The organism is Pedobacter sp. MR2016-19, from assembly GCF_014947265.1.
Classification (GTDB): Bacteria; Bacteroidota; Bacteroidia; order Sphingobacteriales; family Sphingobacteriaceae; genus Pedobacter.
This window is the reverse complement of the sequence record NZ_JADCNK010000007.1, coordinates 38,429-59,746: the sequence shown is the minus strand read 5'-3', so window position 1 is coordinate 59,746 and position 21,318 is coordinate 38,429. Positions and strand designations below refer to the sequence as shown.

General features: G+C 41.1%; 17 protein-coding genes. 12 read left to right on the top strand and 5 right to left on the bottom strand.

What is annotated here, in order from left to right; all coding sequences use genetic code 11:
• Positions 1-3: 3 nt before the first annotated feature.
• The 3 genes from IM793_RS11610 to IM793_RS11600 form a co-directional block, all read right to left on the bottom strand.
• Complete coding sequence (locus tag IM793_RS11610) at positions 4-3,141, bottom strand: TonB-dependent receptor domain-containing protein (RefSeq protein WP_227256221.1); 3,138 nt, start codon at positions 3,139-3,141, stop codon at positions 4-6.
• 186 nt (positions 3,142-3,327) lie between these two features.
• The gene (locus IM793_RS11605) at positions 3,328-4,302 is read right to left on the bottom strand and encodes a FecR family protein (RefSeq protein WP_193421471.1); all 975 of its coding nucleotides are present in this window, start codon (positions 4,300-4,302) and stop codon (positions 3,328-3,330) included.
• Positions 4,303-4,366: 64 nt separating this feature from the next.
• The gene (locus IM793_RS11600) at positions 4,367-4,975 is read right to left on the bottom strand and encodes an RNA polymerase sigma factor (protein WP_193421469.1); all 609 of its coding nucleotides are present in this window, start codon (positions 4,973-4,975) and stop codon (positions 4,367-4,369) included.
• A 1,120-nt stretch (positions 4,976-6,095) separates the two neighbouring features.
• Here IM793_RS11600 and IM793_RS11595 point away from each other — a divergent pair.
• The 9 genes from IM793_RS11595 (at position 6,096) to IM793_RS11555 (ending at position 17,194) form a co-directional block, all read left to right on the top strand.
• Positions 6,096-6,329 (top strand): hypothetical protein, encoded by a 234-nt coding sequence (locus tag IM793_RS11595; RefSeq protein WP_193421467.1) that lies wholly within the window; start codon positions 6,096-6,098, stop codon positions 6,327-6,329.
• A gap of 685 nt (positions 6,330-7,014) precedes the next feature.
• The gene (locus IM793_RS11590) at positions 7,015-8,388 is read left to right on the top strand and encodes a S41 family peptidase (protein ID WP_193421465.1); all 1,374 of its coding nucleotides are present in this window, start codon (positions 7,015-7,017) and stop codon (positions 8,386-8,388) included.
• 89 nt (positions 8,389-8,477) lie between these two features.
• Positions 8,478-9,032, top strand: coding sequence for an RNA polymerase sigma factor (locus IM793_RS11585; RefSeq protein ID WP_193421463.1), 555 nt, complete (start codon positions 8,478-8,480; stop codon positions 9,030-9,032).
• A gap of 282 nt (positions 9,033-9,314) precedes the next feature.
• Entirely contained in the window at positions 9,315-10,304 is a 990-nt protein-coding gene (locus IM793_RS11580) for a FecR family protein (RefSeq protein ID WP_193421461.1), read from the top strand.
• Between the two features lie 128 nt (positions 10,305-10,432).
• Positions 10,433-13,765, top strand: coding sequence for a TonB-dependent receptor (locus tag IM793_RS11575; protein ID WP_193421459.1), 3,333 nt, complete (start codon positions 10,433-10,435; stop codon positions 13,763-13,765).
• A gap of 122 nt (positions 13,766-13,887) precedes the next feature.
• The gene (locus IM793_RS11570) at positions 13,888-15,309 is read left to right on the top strand and encodes a hypothetical protein (protein ID WP_193421457.1); all 1,422 of its coding nucleotides are present in this window, start codon (positions 13,888-13,890) and stop codon (positions 15,307-15,309) included.
• A 75-nt stretch (positions 15,310-15,384) separates the two neighbouring features.
• A complete protein-coding gene (locus IM793_RS11565) occupies positions 15,385-16,119 on the top strand; it encodes a hypothetical protein (RefSeq protein ID WP_193421455.1) in 735 nt (244 codons plus the stop codon).
• A gap of 347 nt (positions 16,120-16,466) precedes the next feature.
• Positions 16,467-16,757: a hypothetical protein gene (locus IM793_RS11560; protein WP_193421453.1), complete on the top strand. Its 291-nt coding sequence runs from the start codon at positions 16,467-16,469 to the stop codon at positions 16,755-16,757.
• A gap of 98 nt (positions 16,758-16,855) precedes the next feature.
• Complete coding sequence (locus tag IM793_RS11555) at positions 16,856-17,194, top strand: hypothetical protein (RefSeq protein ID WP_193421450.1); 339 nt, start codon at positions 16,856-16,858, stop codon at positions 17,192-17,194.
• A 276-nt stretch (positions 17,195-17,470) separates the two neighbouring features.
• Here IM793_RS11555 and IM793_RS25135 read toward each other — a convergent pair whose 3' ends face one another.
• Positions 17,471-17,581, bottom strand: coding sequence for a hypothetical protein (locus tag IM793_RS25135; RefSeq protein WP_370629780.1), 111 nt, complete (start codon positions 17,579-17,581; stop codon positions 17,471-17,473).
• 581 nt (positions 17,582-18,162) lie between these two features.
• Between IM793_RS25135 and IM793_RS11545 the strand changes: the two genes are divergently transcribed.
• Together IM793_RS11545 and IM793_RS11540 are read left to right on the top strand one after the other, a co-directional pair.
• On the top strand, positions 18,163-18,744 hold the full coding sequence (locus IM793_RS11545) for a GNAT family N-acetyltransferase (RefSeq protein ID WP_193421446.1): 582 nt from the start codon (positions 18,163-18,165) through the stop codon (positions 18,742-18,744).
• 514 nt (positions 18,745-19,258) lie between these two features.
• Positions 19,259-19,978, top strand: coding sequence for a M12 family metallopeptidase (locus IM793_RS11540; RefSeq protein ID WP_193421444.1), 720 nt, complete (start codon positions 19,259-19,261; stop codon positions 19,976-19,978).
• Between the two features lie 264 nt (positions 19,979-20,242).
• Here the strand turns inward: IM793_RS11540 and IM793_RS25130 are convergent, their stop codons facing one another.
• A complete protein-coding gene (locus IM793_RS25130; protein WP_370629783.1) occupies positions 20,243-20,464 on the bottom strand; it encodes a LytTR family transcriptional regulator DNA-binding domain-containing protein in 222 nt (73 codons plus the stop codon).
• Between the two features lie 242 nt (positions 20,465-20,706).
• On the opposite strand from IM793_RS25130, the gene IM793_RS11530 reads away from it, so the two are divergent.
• Positions 20,707-21,276, top strand: a complete 570-nt coding sequence (locus tag IM793_RS11530; RefSeq protein ID WP_227256220.1) for a Crp/Fnr family transcriptional regulator — start codon at positions 20,707-20,709, stop codon at positions 21,274-21,276.
• The last annotated feature ends 42 nt before the right edge of the window (positions 21,277-21,318 follow it).

Below are 21,318 nucleotides of genomic sequence, written 5' to 3'. Positions count from 1 at the left end.
TCGTTAAAAATTTACCCTTAGTGAACCTACAAACTGTCTTGGTGCCGAATAGGTAGAATATGATATACCTCCCGTTGTGGCACCGTTCTGTCCCTGAGCACTTCCACTGATGGTTGTTTCCGGATCAAAGCTCGAAGTAGCGAAATTTAGCGGGTTAACTACCGAAAAGCCTAAATTGATGCTTTTAACGGCTTTTTTCCATGCGGCAGGTTTAAAGTTATAGCCTATGCCAATGGTCCTGATTTTGATATAATCGGTTTTTTCTACAAACATATTGGTGATATCAAGCCATCTTGTTCTGCCACTCTTATCGATTTCTGCCTGAGGGATTCCTTCAGTAGAGGTGCCATAATTAAACCTGAACTGCCTATCAAAAGAAACTGCATAAGCGCCTTTCTGGTAATCTGCATTGGCAAAGAAATTAAATGATTTGTACTGGAAATTAATACCCATGCTACCGAACAAATCTGGTACTGTTGTGCCCAGATTTTGTTGTGCAGTGGTGCTCACAAGCAAACCCTGATCATCAAACACTCCATAGTTTCCTCTGATAAATCCGATCGGATAACCTTCCTGTACTACTGTTTGTACCGTTCTTGCACTAAAACCGTTAATGTTGAATGGTGCTGCACCACCAGAACTGATTACTTTGTTGTACAAGGTATTTACAGACAGATTGAACCTCAGACTGGTGTTGGTCGTTTTGATCGGGGTTAAAACAGTATTGAATTCCAGTCCACGGTTTAAGATTCTTCCTGTGTTCTGTAATTGACTGGTCTGTCCGGTTGAAGGTGCTGGCGGAACTACGAATAAGGCATCTTTGGTGATGGAATGGTAAAATCCGGCCGAAATGATAATCCTGTCATTTAAAAAACCAAGGTCAATTCCACTTTCAACGGTTGTGGTTTTTTCAGGTTTTAAATCGCTGTTGCCCGCCTGGCCGAATGAGGCAGCCTGTTCGCCGTTAAAACCGATAAAAGAAATTGTTCTTTCATTGGCAAAAGGGGTAGGAAAGTTACCTGCAATACCATAGTTTCCGCGGATTTTAGCGGATGATAATATTTTCGAAACAGACTGGAAATACTTTTCTGCACTCGGAATGTAAGAAAGTCCAACTTTGGGATAATACTGGATACCGATGTTCTTTCCGAAAGCCGAGTTCCCGTCGCCACGCAGGCCTAAATCAAGAAAGATTTTGTTCTTATAACCTGCATTCTCCTGCAGATAGATTCCGTAACTCGTTACAGCAGAATAATACTCATCACCTGTACGGGTTGCAGCAATACTGATGGTCTGGGCACCGTCCCTGATATTGGTTCCGGTGTACTGGATCTGGTGGTCTTCGTTGCGGAAGAGCTGTCCGCCGGCAGTAGTAATGAAAGAGAAATCGCCAACCTTGGCTTCATACTGTCCATTAAATTCGAAGGTGAGGCCAAGATAGTTCCTGTCAAAATTGTCGATGCTACCCTGATTGGTAATGGCGGTATTAGTGGTATGCGAAAGGTACTCGTTGGTGGTGATGATGTTTTGTCGCTGGGCACGGTAATCTACTCCTCCGGTAGCTTTGAAGGTCAGGTTCTTTAATGGCTGATATTTAAATACCTGTGAAGTCTGGAACCTGTTTACATTGATACCGTTGTTCTGCAGGGCTTCGGCTTTATCTACATAGGCTTTGATAGCCGCAAACTCATCGTCGGTCATCGCATCGAGGTCACTCTTAAACCTTGGCCCTGTGATGGATGATGCTCCGCTCTCAGCAAACCATAGGCCTGTATAACCGCCCTGGTTTCCATTACGGCTTCTTTTGTATTTGTTGCTGATGTAACTGAATGAACTCTCGTAAGTTACTTTTGTACCTAAAGAAGCCCTGAGGCCTGTCCTAAGGTCAATCCTCCTGTTGCCGTTCTGATCGTGGATCTGCGTACCCGTACTGTTCTGGTAGCCGCCCGAGAAACTGTAGCCGAATTTGCCATCGCCACCGTTCAGGGCGACATTGTGCTTCTGATAAAAACCATCCTGCATCAGCAGGTCCTTTGTGCGTTTAAAGTGGAGGTAATCTGTTGTCGGTGTTTCAATGCCCAACTGGGTTTCCAAAGTGATGTCGGTTTTATCGGCTCCACCTTTTTTGGTGATGATCTGGATCACGCCGTTGGCTGCATCAGAGCCATACAGGGTAGTTGCGGCACCGCCGTTAACAAACTCGATCTTTTCTATATTGTCCATTGGGATATCAGAAATCGAACTGATGGCGGCACCTGTAGCACTTCCACCGCCCAGAGCTGCCCTTGTATTCAGGTTGTCCATCCTTACCCCATCTACATAAATAATAGGGGTAGAGCTGATGAAAGCTGAATTGACACCTCTCGAACGGATGATGGAAGTAGCACCTGCCTGCCCGCCCGTTAACCTGATCTGTGCGTTGGGAAGTTTTGACTGCAACAACTGGTCGATCCTGGAAGCAGGGATATCCCTGATGTCTTTTTCAGAAATGCTCACCACATTTGATGAGAGTCTTCTTTTGCTCACATCTATTCCCTGTCCGGTAACAACAATTTCATCCAGGCCCAAAAGGTCTTCTTCCAACTGGATGTTGATGGCTACGCTTGTAGAATTTCTTGCAACCACAAACTCCCTGCTTTTAAAACCTATCGACCTAGCTTCAATTATTACATCCTGCTGATCCGTTGGAACAGTCAACTTGTAATTGCCCTTGCTGTCAGTCTGGGTTATTGCGGTGCCGCCTTTCACCCTGATACTCACGCCGGGTAAACTTTCTCCGGTACGCTTATCGGTAACCGTGCCCGTCACAAACATCGGAGGCAGGATCTTTTTGGTATTGATCAAGATGTATTTATTGCTGATCTGCAGGATTTCTACAGGTGAATTTTCCATCAGCTCATGGAGTATGTCTGCTACGGATTTCTGCCTGGCCTGGATATTAAAGGTTTTTGTCTCGGTAAAGCGGTTGTTCTCATAACCGATTACAAAGGGTGTTCTCTTTTCAATCAAATCCAGTACCTTCCTTAAGGGCAGGTTTTTTACCGAAAGATCTATTTTGATGTCGTTCATAGACTGCCCCGCAGTTGGGCCTGCGAAAAGCAGTGCGTTTGAAAGAAAAACAAGGGCTATTGTTAGCTTCATTTTTAGGATAAAAAGTGACCATGTCGGGTGTTTGCAACCCGGGTAATAATTTTGCATATTTGAATAAGTTTTTAATGTTTTAAGCGATCATTGGAAATGTTGGGCATTGCTTCAATGCCTTAATCCTGCCGGAAGTGTTGGCTCATTTCCGGCTTTTTTAATTTTTTAGTACCTGTTACATAATCTTTATTTTATAGTGATCTGATTGGTTTGGTAGGTAAATTTCGCTTTGGTAAGTAGGGAAAGGATTTCCATTACCCTGTTTGCCGGTTCCCGGTTAAAGCGAACCGTATATCTTTTGCCTTTATCCAACGCTCGACTAAAAACTACCTTTAGGTGATAGTATCTTTCAAGCTGCTTTGCAATTTCGCTTAGGGTTGCATTATCCAGGTATAGTTTATTGTCTTTCCAGGAAGAAAGCAGTGAAGCGTCTTCTGTTTTAAGGTTTACTGTCCCGGTAGGTTTATCAAAGGTTAAACTGGCATCTTTTGTCATTCCCAAGGCAAGTACTTCTTCGCCTGCTGCTGTCTTTCTGGCTACCCTAACTTTTCCGGTGGCAACCGCAATTTTAATCCGATCCAGGTCCGGATAGGCATTGATATTGAATGAGGTGCCAAGTACCGTTGTGGTAAGTATACTGGATTTTATAATGAAAGGCTTTTTTTTATCTTTTGCTATTTTAAAAAAAGCTTCGCCTGTCAGCCTTACCCTCCGCTCATGTGTTCCAAAGTCGGCGGCTAGTGTGAGTGCACTTCCTACGTTTAGCAGTACCACCGAGCCATCAGGTAGGGAAATCTCCTTGGCGGCATGCTGCGTTGACTTAAATGTAACTTCCTGTTCCGGTTTTATGGGAAAATGGTATTTCTGATAGGTGAAAAGGCCTGTGCCCAACAGGACAAGAAATACGGCTGCATACTTTAAATACAGCAACCATGGGCTTGCTTTGCCTGAAAGGAGGATCTGCCTGTTCAGGTGCATTTTGATCGAACGGCCCAGTTTGTGTGCAGCATCCAGGCGATCCAGGTCGGGTACATCATGGTTCTCCTTACCTAGCCCCTCATACCAGGAATTGACGGCAGCGCGTTCTGCAGGGCTTACGCTTTGATCCAGGTATTTCTTAAGTACAGATTTTAAAGCTTTTTGATCTTTGTATTGTGACATCGTTACCATAGATATCACCCCAGTAACGATCAGGTACTTTAAGCAGATGTTAACATTACATCAATTATTTGTGATGAAGTAAACAGGCAACGGCCAGGACGCGTATAATAGATCCATCCGAATTGTATTTGCCTAATTTAAACCTGATGATGCCCAAAGCCGTACTGATGTTGTTTTTAACGGTCTGTTCTGAAAGAGATAATTTTTTGGCGATTTCCCTGACCGGTAGATCGTGTTCGCGGGACAACCGGTAGGGGACCTGTAATCTTGCAGGCAACAGGTTGACTTCGTCTTCTACCAAACCCTGCAGCTCGCCCATGAGCAATGTATCGTCGGTTTTAACTGTTGAAGGGGCCTGTAGTGCTTTTGATAAAGCCTGCTCGTCGGCAATTGTTATTCTTGGCCTTGAAAAATGGTTGATAACGGCATATTTAGCCGATCTGAACAAATAGGGGGCAAGGCTGTCACCTGTTTCAATGGTAATGCTCTTTCGGTTTTTCCAGAGACCCAGAAAAATATCCTGCACGATATCTTTAGCATCGTCCTGATTTTTGATCTTCGACCATATATGTCTGTATAACTCTTCCCAATACCGGTCTATTATAGCGGTATAGGCCAGGTGATTGCCCGCTTTTATCAATTCAAATAAGCTACTGTCGGACGATAGATTCATAAACTGAAGCAAAATTACGGGGCGAGTATGAACTCCATATTAATTTTAGGTAAGATGTGCCGATCATCTTCGAAGATTTCATCCCTCATCTCCCACGAAGCGGTTTTGACTGCCAAACTGCTAATTTGGATGGCTGCTTAAGATTTTAGTTTTTGCCCGTACAGAGCAATATGTCTGAAATTAACAAAAAAATCATGCTGGATTTATAATCCGGCCATACCTTTGCGATGTAAATATTTGGTTGATATTATACAAAGTTTAGTTAGTTGATCACGATAAGTCATTACGGATGTTCTGACTTATCGGTTTTAAAATCAGGATCTGTCTGTCCCACTTGCTGTCAAATTACTTCTCTACATTTTCGAGGTCCCGAATAGATGATCTACCATTTGGACACTTCTTTTTAATGATAGTTTAGGCATCCTGCTAGCTAATACAGGTTTATACCGAAGAACAAAGCGCTTTGGGTACTCTGGCGCGTCAAAATGCGCAGCATTCTTGAGCACAACTAAAAACAATATTATCAGCGAAAAACTACCAATCCGGGGGAAATATTGAATTTGAGGGATACATCTATTTTTTTCAGTTCGTAATGCAGGCTTCAGTAACTCCGCAAATCCTCGCCACGTCTTTTTGAAGCAACTTAAGTTAATGAGTTTCTTTCCAGTAAATCTAATCTTGATGCAAATAAGGAAGCTGGTTTTAATTTATTGGTCAGTTCATATTATGTCATAATAAGGAGGTAACATATCACTATTATTTAACACTTATTTAACGATCCGGTCTTAGCTTTGGTGCATAAATATTTGGTTAGTATTTATAAGTTTGGTTAGTTGATACAAAAAGCTCAGATGGATGTCGGAGCTTTTTTGCATTTCAAGGCGACATTCTGTAGAAACTCATCTGAAAAATCTTACCGTCTTGACCTTATAAACACAAATCTTATTCACGTCATTCAGCCATTTTGCAGATAGATAGCATCAATGTTCATCACTTGTTGTTTTCATGTCAGTTTGCTATATGCTCTGGTTTATGGAGTGTTAAACCATTCATAATCATTTCTGCGTTGTTAATATAATGATGATTTAATGTTGTGTAAAAGTTATCGTAATTTTACCAAATGCAAATTGCAGTATACGTGATCTACGAACTGCTCATCAGGTTGCAGGAGTTAAACCCTGCCGTCGGTGAGTATCTTCTCAATAACCAAACAGATGTTGGCACCCTGGTGAGAACCACCAGCGGATCTATTGCTATACCCAATGATATTCTTTTAAGGCAGTTCAACGACCCAGCCTCTATTAGCCAGCATGAAATACTAAATCTGCTTGACGGCTTCAAGCCAGGAAACTGATAAAGTATCCCTCTCATCTTTTAACGATTTAAGGGATTTTATGCTTTAAAAAAAAAAGCCTTTTTAATGCCTTAACGGTGTTTTTTGACTAAACATCCCATATTGGAAAAATGGAATTTTAGCTTGCCCAATTTTGGTAGTATAAAATTTAATTGTATAGCCATGAAAAAGGAAATATCCATAGCCGGACTAAAGGGCTGTGAATTCAACGGTGCCTACTACCCGAAACTCAAGTGAATCCGGCAGCAGCCACGCCAGAAGATTAGGCAGCTCCTGCGCTCCTTTCTTCTATTGGAACCATACGGAATAAGAGTGCAAGATACCAATGAAAAGCTGACTTAACGAAGCTTACCACACCATTTTTTCAAGCATTCTTAAGTATAAATCTAAGTTCAGAACCGCTTCAGGATCGGGCAAGTGCAAGCCCGCGTGGTCTTAGCAAGATGTATTTTTGTCCACAAAAATATCTTGCCGTCCTTGAGGCCGGGGGAATCACTCGGAACTCGTGATTCCTTTGAAACTTCTAAAAGAGCAGGCCATGTCAATGTAATTTGCTCCTTTGCTTTAAGCTGCCTGACCTGCATCATTTATTCGTTTCCATGTCAGTATATAAGGGGGAAACTTAATTATTTGTTAACATTAGCAGCCTAATTTTACATATGCCATTAATCTAAGCATAAGCACCATGTGGAATAGATTACTCATTTTTAAAAAATGTTACTATAGCTGTATTTGGCTATTATTGCTATTTTCTCTTACACAGAGCTCCTGTAAGAAAGATAATAACCCTCCAGACTATCCGGCGGGCTCCAATCAATATATCAACAACTGGGTATTGGATAGTATGAAAGTCTATTACTACTGGAGTAGTGAGCTGCCTTCCAAACCCAATTTTAATGCTGAACCTTCTGACTTTTTTTCCTCGATTAAAAATTCACGTGATAAGTTTTCCAGGTTGACAAATCCCGCTGTACGGGAAAGCTACTATCCTTCTCTTGTCCATAATTTCGGATTTGAGCTGGTCGTTTTTCAGGAAAGTTCAGGGGAGGTGAAAACAAATGTTGCTATGGTGGTGCCGGGCACCCAGGCTCAGACAATCGGATTGGAAAGGGGAAGCATCGTAAAAACCATCAATGGAACGAAGCCATCAGGTAGTAATATTGCAGATTTGATCCAATCCGCAATTGCCCAACGTAAAATCAGCCTTGATATTGAAGGGAAGGGGGAGCTTACGCTCGGTGCAGCCCTGATTTCCGAAAATCCGGTATATCTGCATAAGGTGTTTAACAATGGAGGAAAAGCTATTGCCTATTTATTTTATAACTCTTTTGAAGGGAGGTCAAAATATGATTTAGAAGCCGCATTTGCTTCCTTTAAAGCGGCAAACGTTTCTGAACTGATTATAGATTTAAGATACAATCCTGGCGGCGACATTGGCATGAGCGCCGCACTGGCAGCCATATTATCCAATGTAAACCAAAGCGATATTTTTGTCGAATATCGGGGAAATAAAAACGCAGGAACCCGCAGAGAATCATTTGAAAAAACCATTTCTAATATTGCTCCGGGATATTCCTTCAGCTTTGATGAATTAAAAGCGATGCGGCTAAATTTAAACAGGGTGTTTGTGCTAACCGGAACGCACACTGCATCAGCAGCCGAATTTCTGATAAAAGGACTGAAGCCATGGGTCAATGTTATTCAGATAGGCGCGTCCACACTCGGTAAGGATATGGCTTCCTTTGCGATCAGGGATGGTAATAGCAGCAAAAATAACAATTGGAGTATCGAACCCATGATTTTCAAATTGTATAATAGCAACAGCGAGGGAGATTACCCTTCCGGTTTAGTTCCTGACATTTCCGCAAATGAGTTTAGCGAAGCGCTCGTTCCTTTCGGAGATGCTAATGATCCGCTGATCAAAAGCGCACTGGCAAGGATAAACGGAGCGGCAAGGGTTAGTACATTTAGTGCTAAAGCAGCTCCACGGTTACTCTATGATTCAAGGGAATTAATGGATAAAAATGCGGGACAGGTAAAAATACAAAGGTTGCCTTAGCGGCCAATTAATGTTAACACAGAAATAACATTCAGATAATCAAAGGCTACATTCATTATAAATAACTTTGAAATTCTAACGCGTCTACCATGGAAAGTTCAGAATTAAATATCGTAAAAAGATTCATTGAAGGTGATGAAAAGGCCTTCGATCAGGTCTTCAGCATATTGAGCCGTAACATTTGGCTCTACTTCTACCAAAACACCCGTTCTCGTGAAATAACGGAAGAACTGGTTCAGGATGCGTTTTTGCGTTTATGGAAGTACCGCTCTAATATCGACCCGGAGCAGGGGATCAAAAAATATCTAAATACAATTGCCCGAAGTATTTTTTACAACTGGATTCAGGAAATGGCCAAAGAAAGAAAAATGCAACTGGAATATACCGATCACTACAAGCATGGTAATTATGATGTTAAGTGTGAAGATGTTTATATCCGTATGGACTTCAATTCGCTGATCGAAAAAACTCAATCTATTCTTTCAGAGAAAAGAAGAAGAGTTTTTTTAATGTCTAAGGTATCCGGCTTGTCTTATGATGAGATCGCGATTGAGCTCTCTATTGGTAAAGAAACCGTGAAAGACCACATCTCCAAGGCAACACGGAAATTAGCCGTACTCAATCATTCCGGGGATTATTTATAGCGTGCTCCCCTTTTGCCAATTGTAGCGTTTGATTAGGCGCCTTTTATAAGGTTTGGTTCTTTAATAATTTAAATAGGTGTTAAGCTGTCCAATTATGCAGCAAATTTAATTATTTATGATTATGAATGTATAGGCTGCGGGATATGCTCAGTCGAACCACCTAAAATGACACCCCCTCGTCTCCTAAAAAATATATTTTCATACAGAGCCCCCCTTACCCCTTAGTTTTACTGTATATATCACTGTAACCGGTCAAATAGGAAATTGTCGGCGAGTGATAAAATGGACAACAACAGAAAAAAAGAACTTTTAAAAAAGTTTGCCGACAGAACACTAAGCCCTTTTGAGGAACAGGAGTTTTGGGAAATGGCATCAAGCGGTGAACACATGCCGTTGCTTAAAGATGATGAAGAATTGGAAATATCCCAATCGATTGATATACCCCATGACATTGAACAGTCCTTAAATTCCATTAAAAACAATATCTCTTCAAAAATAAGTCCTGGTAAAAAGCAACCGTTAAAACTGGTTTACAAAGTTGCAGCAAGTATAGCTGCGGTTCTGTTTCTTTTTGCGGGAGTTAAAGGTTTTCAATACTACAGCTTTATTCAGGACACCAAAACCTTTATTACGGTAGAGGCAGGATTAGGAAAAACGTTAAAGGTAATCCTTCCTGATAGTTCAGTAGTAACCGTTTCTTCAGGATCTGTGTTTCGCTATCCGAAGGCTTTTTCCACAGCAGAGCGTAGGGTATATCTTAAAGTTGGGGAAGCATTTTTTGAAGTAACCAAAAATCCGAAAAAACCATTTAGTGTAGAATCCGGAGAACTGCAGACCACTGCCTTAGGCACGTCTTTCACTGTAGAATATAACCCGGTGTTTCATTGGGGTAAAGTAAACCTGTATACCGGTAAGGTTGCTATAAAGCCGACAGACAAGCGTTCATCCCGCCCAGCGATTCTTCTCACACCAGGAAATGCCTATGAATATGTGGGTACAAAGGAAACCTTAAGCACATTCGATGTTGAGCCAGGTAACCCCGTTGAAAAAGGCCTTGTTTTCGAGAGGGCATCTTTCAGCGACGCCGTTTACAGGATCGCTTCATGGCACAAAGTCAATATCATATTTGATAATGTTAACACGAAAGATCTTTCTGTTAATGGGGATTTTAAGGGTCGAACCATTGATGAAGTCATTACAACCATTGCATTTATTAATAAACTCAAATTCACTAAAACAGACAGTTTAACATATACATTCATGAGGAAATAGCGCTACTAAAACTAAATAAAAAAGAAAGTGCCGTTCGGTAAAACGGCACTTTACAATGCGGATAGCAAGCCCGCTACTAAAAATTAAATTTTTATACAAAAAAATATCGTAAAAAATTTCTCGAAAATATGCATTTTTCTATACATATCCTAACGGATAGTTTAATTAAAAACTTTCACAAGATCCTTAAATTCAATCTCCTATATCTGTTTATTGTATTGGGTTCGCCTTTATTTGCCCAGGCTTACAGTACGATCACCAGTCCTGTGAGTATTCAATTTAATAATAAAGTAAGCGCAGTTACCCTTTTTAAAGAACTGGATAAACAAACAGGCTATAAATTCTATTACGACAATACGATAGAGAAAGTACTGCTGGAAAATATCAGCTACAGTAAAACCCCATTAAGTAAAGTGTTGAACGATCTGAACCGTTCAGGATTCAGTTTCTCGGTTAATAACAAATCAGTTGCAGTTAATTATACCAAACCACAGGAAGCAGGGACAAAAAAGATACAACCAGGTCGGATTGCCGGCAAGATCGTTGATGATAAGGGTGAACCACTACCAGGTGCGAGTATAAAACTACTGGAGCGGAACAAAGTTATCAGTAGTAGCGTAGATGGTACCTACAGTTTTAATGTAGAGCCTGGCAACTACACCATAGAGGTAAGTTATATTTCCTTCCAGACCAAGCGCATAGCTGACGTTATCGTTAAAGATGGTCAGTTAGTTAAACTGGACATTGTGCTGAAAACTGCTACCAGTTCTTTGAGCGACGTAGTCGTAAAGTCATCTTATAAAAAGGAAAGTGTAGCTGGTCTTTACGCCCTGCAGAAAAACGCAGCTTCGGTAACAGATGGTATCTCGGCGGAGCAGATTGCCCGTACCCCGGACAACAATGTCGGGGCTGTATTAAAAAGAGTTAGTGGCATTACTACTTTAGACAATAAATATGTCGTAGTCCGTGGACTGACCGAGCGATATAACCAGGCACTTGTTGATGGTATTACAATGCCAAATACCGACCTGAACCGCCGTAATTTTTCCTTCGATGTAGTACCGGTCGAATTGGTAAGTAGTATAGTGGTAAACAAGACGGCCACACCTGATGTATCTGCAGAGTTTGTGGGTGGCCAGGTGACCGTAAACACGCTAAGCATCCCAACCCAAAACTTCACAACAATTAGCATTGGCGGGGGCGGTAACACGCAGAGCACAGGCAAGGATTTCCTGTCAGCTGGCACAAGGAAGGGTAGTGATTATTTCGGATTTGATAACGGAGACCGTAAAAAGCCTGATAACCTTGTTTTCTATAGTTTGGCCAACCAGCAGGACGACCCACGTATTGAAGCAACGGACGCAAATGGGTTCAAAACCGGATACGCCGGTGCCATTGAGCAGGGCAAAAAATTTAATCCGGATGGTTTCCGTTTGTATAAGTACAAAACAGCCCCCAACCAGAACTATCGTTTTACTATGGGCCGTTTGTACGATATCAATGAGAAGAAGGAACTCAAAATTGGCTTTGTTGCAGGAGTGACTTATCGCAATACACAGCAGGTTAATACTTTTCAGTCCGCAAGGGGCTTGGCTGTCACGCCTGATTATTATAATTCACCTGACACGGTTGGTCATGGTACCGCATACCAGTTTAACACTAATCTGGGGGCAGTTCTAAACGGCGGGATACAAGGGAAAAAATTCAAGATTAATGTGCGCAATTTATATACGCGCACCTTTAATGAAGATTTTTATGTGGGTTATAGCAGAGATGAGGGATCAGGGCGGAAGCAGAACACTAATTTTGCAGACCCTGTATTCAGTAATATCAATCAGCATAAAATAGATGCAGAGCACAGCATTGGTAACAAGGGATTAAAATTTGACTGGAGCCTGGGTTATACCGGATTGAATCAGGAGCACAAAGATACCCGTAAATTCTCCTATTATGCTTTGGACAATACTTTTGGGGATAAACCATACTACCAGGAGCCAAATGTTACCACGACGGGTACGGTTGTCGGAAATTATGTATGGGATTATCGTTTCTGGACAGCGATAAAAGAGCACGATTACAATTGGGCATTAAATATAAGCTACCCTTTTAACTTTTTAAACGATAAAAGCCTGATTAAGGCCGGATACACGGGATGGAACAAAAAAAGGACACAAGATATTGCCCTGGCTAAAATATATGCGCAGCGTGGGGCAACAGGCTTTATCGATCCTTATGAAACTTTGTTAACGCCTGAAAGAATCGGTTACGGTTTGTCTCAAATGTATTATTACCTGGATAATGAAAGCGGTGGCGGGATATTTGACGCGGATTCTAAATACCATGCAGCCTACTTAATGCTGGATCAGCGTTTTTTTGAAAAACTGCGTTTGGTATATGGCCTGCGTGCGGAAAATTTTAATCTGGCAAACCGCCAGGAAGAAGAGATCAGAAGACGCAGACTGCAACAGGCGCAGTACCCTGATATAATTATCAACCAGGAGAATCCGATATTGACCGGGGAAAAAAACTGGAACTTTTTACCCTCTATCAATGCCACTTATAGCCTTAGTGAAAAAATGAATGTCAGGGCAGCCTATGCTAAAACCATGATCAGACCCGATTTCAGGGAAACCTCTACTTTTGGCTTTCCAGATCCGCTGTTGCAGGCAACCATAAGGGGCGGTAATTTAAGCAGTACCAAAATTGAGAACATCGACCTGCGTTATGAATTTTACCCAAGTGCCGGAGAAATTCTATCGGTATCGGGTTTTTATAAATACCTGGATCGTCCGGTCGAATTGGTCAACTTAAGCCCGGGCAGCAGCATCCTTACGCTGACTTATCAAAACCAGCATTCAGCAAAGAATTATGGTATCGAAATGGAGTTCCGTAAATCGCTGAACGTAATCAGCCCAAGTTTGGCCAATTTTAACGTCTTTGGTAACGCGGCTTATATCTGGAGCGAAATTAAAACGATTATAAAAACAAACAATCCGGCCTATGACCCTGCTAATCCGGACAAAGCGCCAGAAAAAATAGAGGTTATACAGCCCCTAAAACGTCCGCTTATCGGGCAGTCGCCTTATATAATCAATGCGGGGTTAGGGTATCAGGACAAATTTTTGGGTGGCACGTTGAGTTTCAACCGTTCCGGTTACCGTTCTTACATCATTTCCGCAAATCCTGCTGAAACAGAATTTCAAAGGGCGCGGAGCCTGCTTGATCTGCAGTTGAGCGGAAGGGTCCTTAAACAAAAGGGTGAGATTAAATTAAACATCAGCAACCTGTTAAATACTGCTGATCAATATTACATCAATTCTCAATCGTGGGAAGGCGGTTATACCGAAGGCTTTACAAGGGTTAAAGGAACAGATAATTATGAGCCGGAAAACCAGGACAGAATGCGTTATCAAATGAAATATGGCCGTACTTACAATTTGTCTTTTACCTATAATTTTTAACAGCGCGTAGTATCTGGGTAAATAACTCAATTATTTGATATACAGATAATTACATAAATAAATAACATTAAATTAACAATTGAATATATAACTTAGCAGTACTAAAAATTAAAAACAAAAAAATGAAAACAACATTGAAAAATCTAGGCATGACAGCTACGGTAGCTCTCGGTCTTTTTACAGGCGGCTGTAAAAAAGAATTAGGCAAGGATGGTAGCGGTAACTACGATCATGCAAAAACAGCAGGTTTCAGCAACCCGTCGCAGTTGAGTATCCCGGTTAACGCAGATGGCGTAATTCAGGACAGTTTCGACGGTAACGCTTCAGACAACATCATTAACCTGACCAGTAGCACAGTATGGTTAATTGATGGTGTAAGTTACGTGCCAAGCGGTAAAACCCTAAAAATCGCTCCTGGTACAATCCTTTCATCAGGTGCATTTAAATCTTACACGGCAACTGAAGCTGGAGTTAATATTACCAAAAACATTCGTGGTGTTTTAGTGGTAGTAAAAGGTGCAAAACTAGACGCGCAAGGAACAGCAGCCCTTCCAATTATATTCACCTCGCCAAATGCTCCTGGTAGCAGAGCAGCAGGTGATTTTGGTGGTGTAATTTTATTAGGAGATGCCCCTATAAACCAGCCGACCACCACAGTTATTGAAGGTTTGCCAACTCCACCATCAGGTGTTGACATTACTTACGGTGGAACAGACAATACCGATAATTCAGGAACTTTAAAGTACGTTCGTATTGAATATCCGGGATTGGTATTGTTCGCCAATAACGAAATCAACGGTTTAACTTTGGGTGGTGTTGGTTCAGGTACCACTTTAGATCACATCCAGGTGACTTACTCTGCTGATGATAGCTTCGAGTTCTTCGGTGGTACAGTAAATGCTACTTACCTGGTTGCAGCTGGTGGTGATGATGATGATTTCGATTTCGATTTCGGTTATACCGGCACTATTCAGTATGCAGTAGGTCTTAAAGCATTGAATTCAACACACAGTACTTCGGGTGGTGCGTCTGATGCAAACGGTATCGAGTCGGATAATGATAAAACTGGCAGTGGTGCAACACCAAGAACCACACCAGTGCTTAAGAACTTTACAATCTTAGGTACAAACACTACAAATTCGATTCTTAGAGCTGGTGCTCGTTTGAGAAGAAATTCTAGTTTTGATATTCAGAATTCAGTTTTCGGCGGTTTTCCTACTGGCGTTATCAAAGAGAATTCGGCTTCAGGCACTTTCACTACCAACATTTTGCATGCATTTACTGCAGCGGTAGTTGGTGCGGAAACACCTAATAGCACTGCTACAAATGCTAATAGCTATCTTCAGTTTGGTGCTATAGGCGGATTATCACCATTCTATCTTGGTGATGCTACCGCTTACAATGTAGGCCAGTTAGTGCCACGTGCAACATCACCTGCTTCAACTTCTAGCCCGTATGCTGGCGCTATTGCACCAGGTACTTCTGCTACAGGCACTTGGTTACAAGGCTGGACATTGCTTACTCCACAAAATCAAGTTTATTAATTAAACTCTTTTAAAATAAGGGCGGCACCTTTTAAGGTAGCCGCCTTTATAAATTTAAATCGTTATACAAATTATATGTCAAAGTTTTTTACTTTATTTTCTATATTAAGCCTGATGCTTTTTTCCTGTAAAAAAGAACAGCCACTCATTGCTTCAGAATTTGGTTTTTTAAACTTAATTAATCAAACCTCTTATCAAAAATTATTGATTAAGTACAATAATGTTTTATTGAACGAAGGTCGAGAACTTCAGTTAGCAAATATAAAAGTCCCAGCAGGTCAGGGACGGCTTTCGATCTTGGATGATTCAGGCAAACCGATCTTAGACACACTTTATAATACTGCGCCAAATGCAACAAATAATTGGATACTTTTTCAACCCACAGCAGAAGTAACACCAGTTGTTCTTGAAAATAACGGTTCTGAAGAACCTCAGCCAGATAAAGAACACATCAAGGTGAAATTTGCAAATTTTGCGCCAAAAGCATTTGCCAAACCAGTGGACGTTATTTTTTACTGGTCAGACCCTAATACTTTTGAATTGGTTGAAGGCGGTAGGATTAATAAAATAGGAAGCAATTTTCCGGCAGAGTTTGCAGAAGTTTTATATAAGGACGGCACATATAACATTGTTTTACAAATAGTTGATAGTGAAACTCAGCAGCCCGTATTAGATGATATTTACGCTATACTATCTGATCCTACCGATAACAAGCGCATCCTTACACTTTATTTTGTTGAAAATGAATTTGGAAGTATCATCACCGGAACTTCACATAAGATTATCGTAAAGACGCTGTTTGCAAATTAATTTTAATAGAGAATTTAAAATATCAAGGCAACATGGAAAGAACCTAATATAAAGTGCTAATAATCCTTCGACATGATAGTTCAAACGATGACAGATGATGAAATAACGGCCCAAATGGAAATGGATCTGCAGGAGGTGCGGGCCAAAGCCGTGTACAAGCAGAAAGAATTCTGCCGTTTGATCATTAAATCTACATCGTTTCCGGTAGTTGCAGCACCCTTTGGTGACTACGGCCAACAGAAACCGGTGAATTGTGATCTTCCGTGCTATGAACCGGTGTGAGCGTAAGAATATATCACTTGGCCATATGCACAGCAAATTTTTCCGATGGAATTTGGGCGTTTTTAATGACTAGCGCCCCAGGCCAGGGAAAGAAAGGGATTGGCCTGGCGCTTTTCAAACCTCATGTGTTCGCGCGGTATCGGTTACGTTATAAGTTAAAAAAAACGGGTCTGGAATTGATAGCCGCCTATTTCACTAAGAATAACAGTCTTTCCTGCGCTTTTCAGGATCACGACGAAAACGGAACAACTTTAATTAACAGAAAGGTATATGGTACCTCGGAACAGGGAATCGTTCTTGGCGATATGAGGTCTGAGGCAGGCACCCTGTTCCGTACTATATCAGCTATGATATGATGCATGAGGGGCAGATATCTTAGTTTACGCAGAAGGAAATTCTGCGTCAGCGGGGAATGCAGACTTATGAGGCATCATTATCGAATAATTCACCCAAAATGATGCCCCGTGGCGAAGTCCGTTTGACGCTGCGGCAGGAAAAGGATTTAGATAAAATTATTTTGAAAATCGGATTGCTTATTAATGCTTTGGCTGCTGATCTAAGCCCGGAAGAAACTGATTACAGGAGAACGATTAAAGAGGTAGAGTTTTCAGTTAAAGGGATGCTGATGAAGATGCAGGCAAACGGGATTAAACCGGAAGTGATGACCCCGCAGGAATTGAAGTCTTTTGTACAAACGTTGAAGATGAATATATTAAAAAAATCCGGTTTTCATTTGGCATTGCTCCATGATAATCAGAAAACTTTCAGCTATCCGGTAAGATTAACCAGTTAAATGCTACCGGTTGCATTGTAGCTAAAATTTAGAGAACAATTATAAAATGAAGAAGATAAAAGCTTATGCAAGGCATAAATAAAGGCAAACACGAACAGCTACAAAACGCCCTGGTTCAATTGTCAAACTTATTAGAGAACGAACAGGAGGATAAAGAAAGCATCCAACAGGCCATTGATTACCAAAAAAAACTGGAATATGTGTACAGCGACTATCAGAAAAAGCTGGCCGATCTGGAGCAAGTGGTAATTGAATACGAAGTCTTCTATGCCCATGTTAAAGCGCAGTTTTTGACGAGAAAATTAAAAGAATTGAAAAAGGAAATCCGGACAAAACAACCTGCTTATGGACTGCTTGCAGAAAATATCCGGCTCTCCTATGGAACATGATTATTTTTTATTTACAAATATGCAGTCAACCGACCTCGCCATCATCATACTAACATTGCTAAGTATATCCATCCTGATACTTTCAAACCACTTTGACCGAAAGTTCTACAGGATTACATTTTTCAACCAGTTGCCAGCTTCCGGGAGTTTTTTTAATAACAGCTCCTATGAAGAGCCGGTAAACCGCTTTTTGCTTAGCAAAGGCGGACTGCTGCTCTCCACGCTGGTCTTATTGACCGAGATAACAGTAGGTATAATAATTGAGCATGCAGCCTGACCACATAGAAAGTAGCTATCAGGAAGACCTTAGATATAATCCGTATCTGCTAAGGACAGGCTGTTTAACTGTCTTGTTTGGTTTAATTTATGCCGCTGATCACCTGGCTAAGCATGTCGCTGTTAAAATTAAACGGATAAAAAGAAAGATGAATACACCTATTTTAAATATAGATACTAACGCTTTATAAATATACTAACTGCCTATTGCATAACCGCTACACCATATAAAATACATTTAAAGCTCTGAACCCTTTTCCTGATCTGATTGGTTTTGGAATAGGGTTATAAGCGATAGCGGTTATGATAAAAGCGACACACGAAGACAAAGACCTGGTAGCGGAACTGCTGACCCGTTCATTTGAAGACAACGAAACGGTAAATTACCTGATCCCTAAAGGTAAAAACAGAATCAGTCGCATTGGCATGCTAATGCAGTACGCATTTTATAGATGCCATTTGCAGGGGGACGTATTCTTATCCCAAGACCGCAGGGCATGCGCCTTGGTATTATATCCCCATCTGGAAAGGGCTACCTTGACAACAATATCACTGGAAATTCAACTGATCCTGAAAGGTCTCGGCCTGGGAAATTGCATAAGAGTACTAAAATACAGGCGTATGACGAAAACCAGGCTTGGTAAAACTGTGGTAGCCCGAATCTGGATGCTTGGAGTTTCACCCCGTTTCCAGAGTTTGGGAAATGGCAGCAGGCTCTTACAGGATGTGATACTGGAAATGCAGAAAAAGAACTTGCCGGTATATCTGGAAACCCCGGAATTTTCACAGGTCGTTTGGTATGAACGCTTTGGATTTATGCTCTACAATACGCATGAGTTGGGTCACAACCTTTATTTTCTGAAACGTGTAGCTGATAAAGGTTAGGATATGGTATTCGTATGGAGATTTCGCTAGGAGTGACCAACTCATTTCGGAATTTAGGGTCAGGTCGTTTCAGTCGCGACTGACCACCCCAACAAACTGATAAATAATCTGATAGAGATAGTCCTATTTTTTCTAGGACTGGTCAATCCGCTACGGAATCACTTGGTCAATGAAGCCGAAATCTCCATCAACAAAGGCTCTTGTGTAAAAACCAATCTCATTGACCCTGTGTCGCCACCTTCGTAATAGTAAGATAATTAATAATTTAGTGCAAATTCAATCTTTGGCGAGATGGGTTTAAATGGCTACGGTTTATCCACAATTTGGCAAATTTCATTTTTAATTATCAAAAAATACATTAACTTAGTATTTAAACTACATAATAATTACTATGAAAAATACAAGATTACTCGCGCTATGCTTTACGGGATTGCTATTGCTCTCACAGGGGTGCAAAAAAAATGACAACAACGCGCAACAAGTTTCAGCGCAACAAAACCCTGCTGGAAAAAATGTGGAATTGAGGCAGGGTTATTATCTGGGTTCGTTAATCAGTTACGAGCGAATTGACGGTAGAAATATTTTTAATGGCGATATGGTTATTCCAGATGAACAGATTACTTCAAAGCTCCCGGAAGTTACAACCGAAGGACACGGGCCTGCAGGAGCATATAAGTGGCCAAACCACAAAGTCTCATATAGATTTGCCTCTGGATTTACTACTGCTCAGACAAACACCATCTTGACCGCCATGGCCGACTGGACCACAAAATCCGGAATTATCTTTGAGGCGGTAACTTCGGGCTATTACCTGACTATACAGCCGGGAAGCGCGAACAATTGCACTGTAGGCTATGTCAGCGGGGCCACAATGAATCTTTCAAATCCAGAGGCTAAAGGCATTGTCGTTCATGAGCTGGGGCATGCCATCGGCTTACACCATGAGCAGCTGCGTGTAGATCGTGATTCTTACATCGCTGTAAAATGGGATAATATCACTACAGCAGCACAATCTGGATATAATAAACTTACAGGCATGAATTATGGTGGGACCACTTTTGACATCAGTTCTATTATGCTTTATGGATCATACAATGGCTATGGGGCGATAAATAGTAGTCTTCCAACTACGACACGACTGGATGGTTCCACCTGGATCGATAATGCCTGGAGTGGTACAAAATCCCCGTCCACCAAAGATGCCAGTTGGGTGAAAACTATTTACGGTATTTAATTATCTGCAGGCACAGGAGTTTGTCTATTAAAGGCGAAATGGGTATTTCCCTGTAAAACTCTTGTGCCTGATTATCCAACTATATTCATCATCCATGGTATAAATGTGACTTTAAACCCCTAGATATCGTAATGCTCATGAGATATCGAAGTATATATGCTAGGGTGACTCATTCTGGATTCACTTGTTTTGTTTGTATTTTAATTATAGAATAAATATCATTTTCTGATCCCCTCGCGAATTTACTACATTATCGAGTGAAGCTTATCTGATACCAGGACCAGGTAATCGGCCGTGTAGAAATTCGTCAATTTTATTCTTATAACTTCTGCTTACCATAAATCTATTTCCGTTGTTGAGCAGGATTTGGTATCCATCAACCTGCTTGACGTGATTAAAGGATATAATTTCAGACCTGTTGACTCTCAGGAATTCAGTCCGTTCTTGAATAGTCTCTTCTACATGCTTCAATGTATGATAGCTTATCTGTTCTTCTAACCGGAAATAAAATTTTTGTAAGTTTTGCTGGCCTGTATATTAGCAAATTGGCGATAAGGGTCAATAGAATTGGTTTGTCTATATTTATCAAAAAAAACACCAAATTGGGGAAGAACCACTTTCACCGAAATACACACCTAGGGAGAATTTCTCTTTGAAATAAACTACCACTGTTTTAGTTTAACTAAATTTGTGCGGCTTCTTCTAATTTTCTGAAGTCCGGTAAATAAATGGGAATTGATCAATTTGTAACATTTGTTAAAAGTGTAGTGGCTATAGATGAACAGGATTTGCAATTGGTCCAATCAAAATGCAGACAGAAAGTGGTTCCAAAGGGTAAGCTTTTGTTAAAATGCGGACAGGTTGCCAATCAGTATTACTTCATCATATCTGGTGGACTGCGGTTTTATAATGCATCTGGCGAGCAGGAAAACACCACGTGGGTTTGTTTGAAAGATGAGTTTTTCACTGAAATATCCAGCCTTCATCCGCAAAAACCTACCCGGTTTAACCTTGAGGCTATCGAGGAGACTGAGTTAATCGTCATCGATAAGAAAGATATGGATTTTCTCTATGCCCATCTGAGCAGTTGGGAAGAATTCGGGCGCAAGATCTGGGAAGCTACAACAGCGAGAATGGTCGATCAATTATTAAATTTCCAGACTTTGACTGCAGAAGAGCGCTATCTACAATTTCTTAAAAGCAATGAACTGGTACAGAAAATTCCGGTAAAACAGCTTGCCGCTATTTTGGGTATTACACCCAATGCACTTAGCCGCATTAGAAAAAACATCAGGTAATTCATTTTCTACCTTTTGGTAGTTTTGCCGCAGATTCATTGC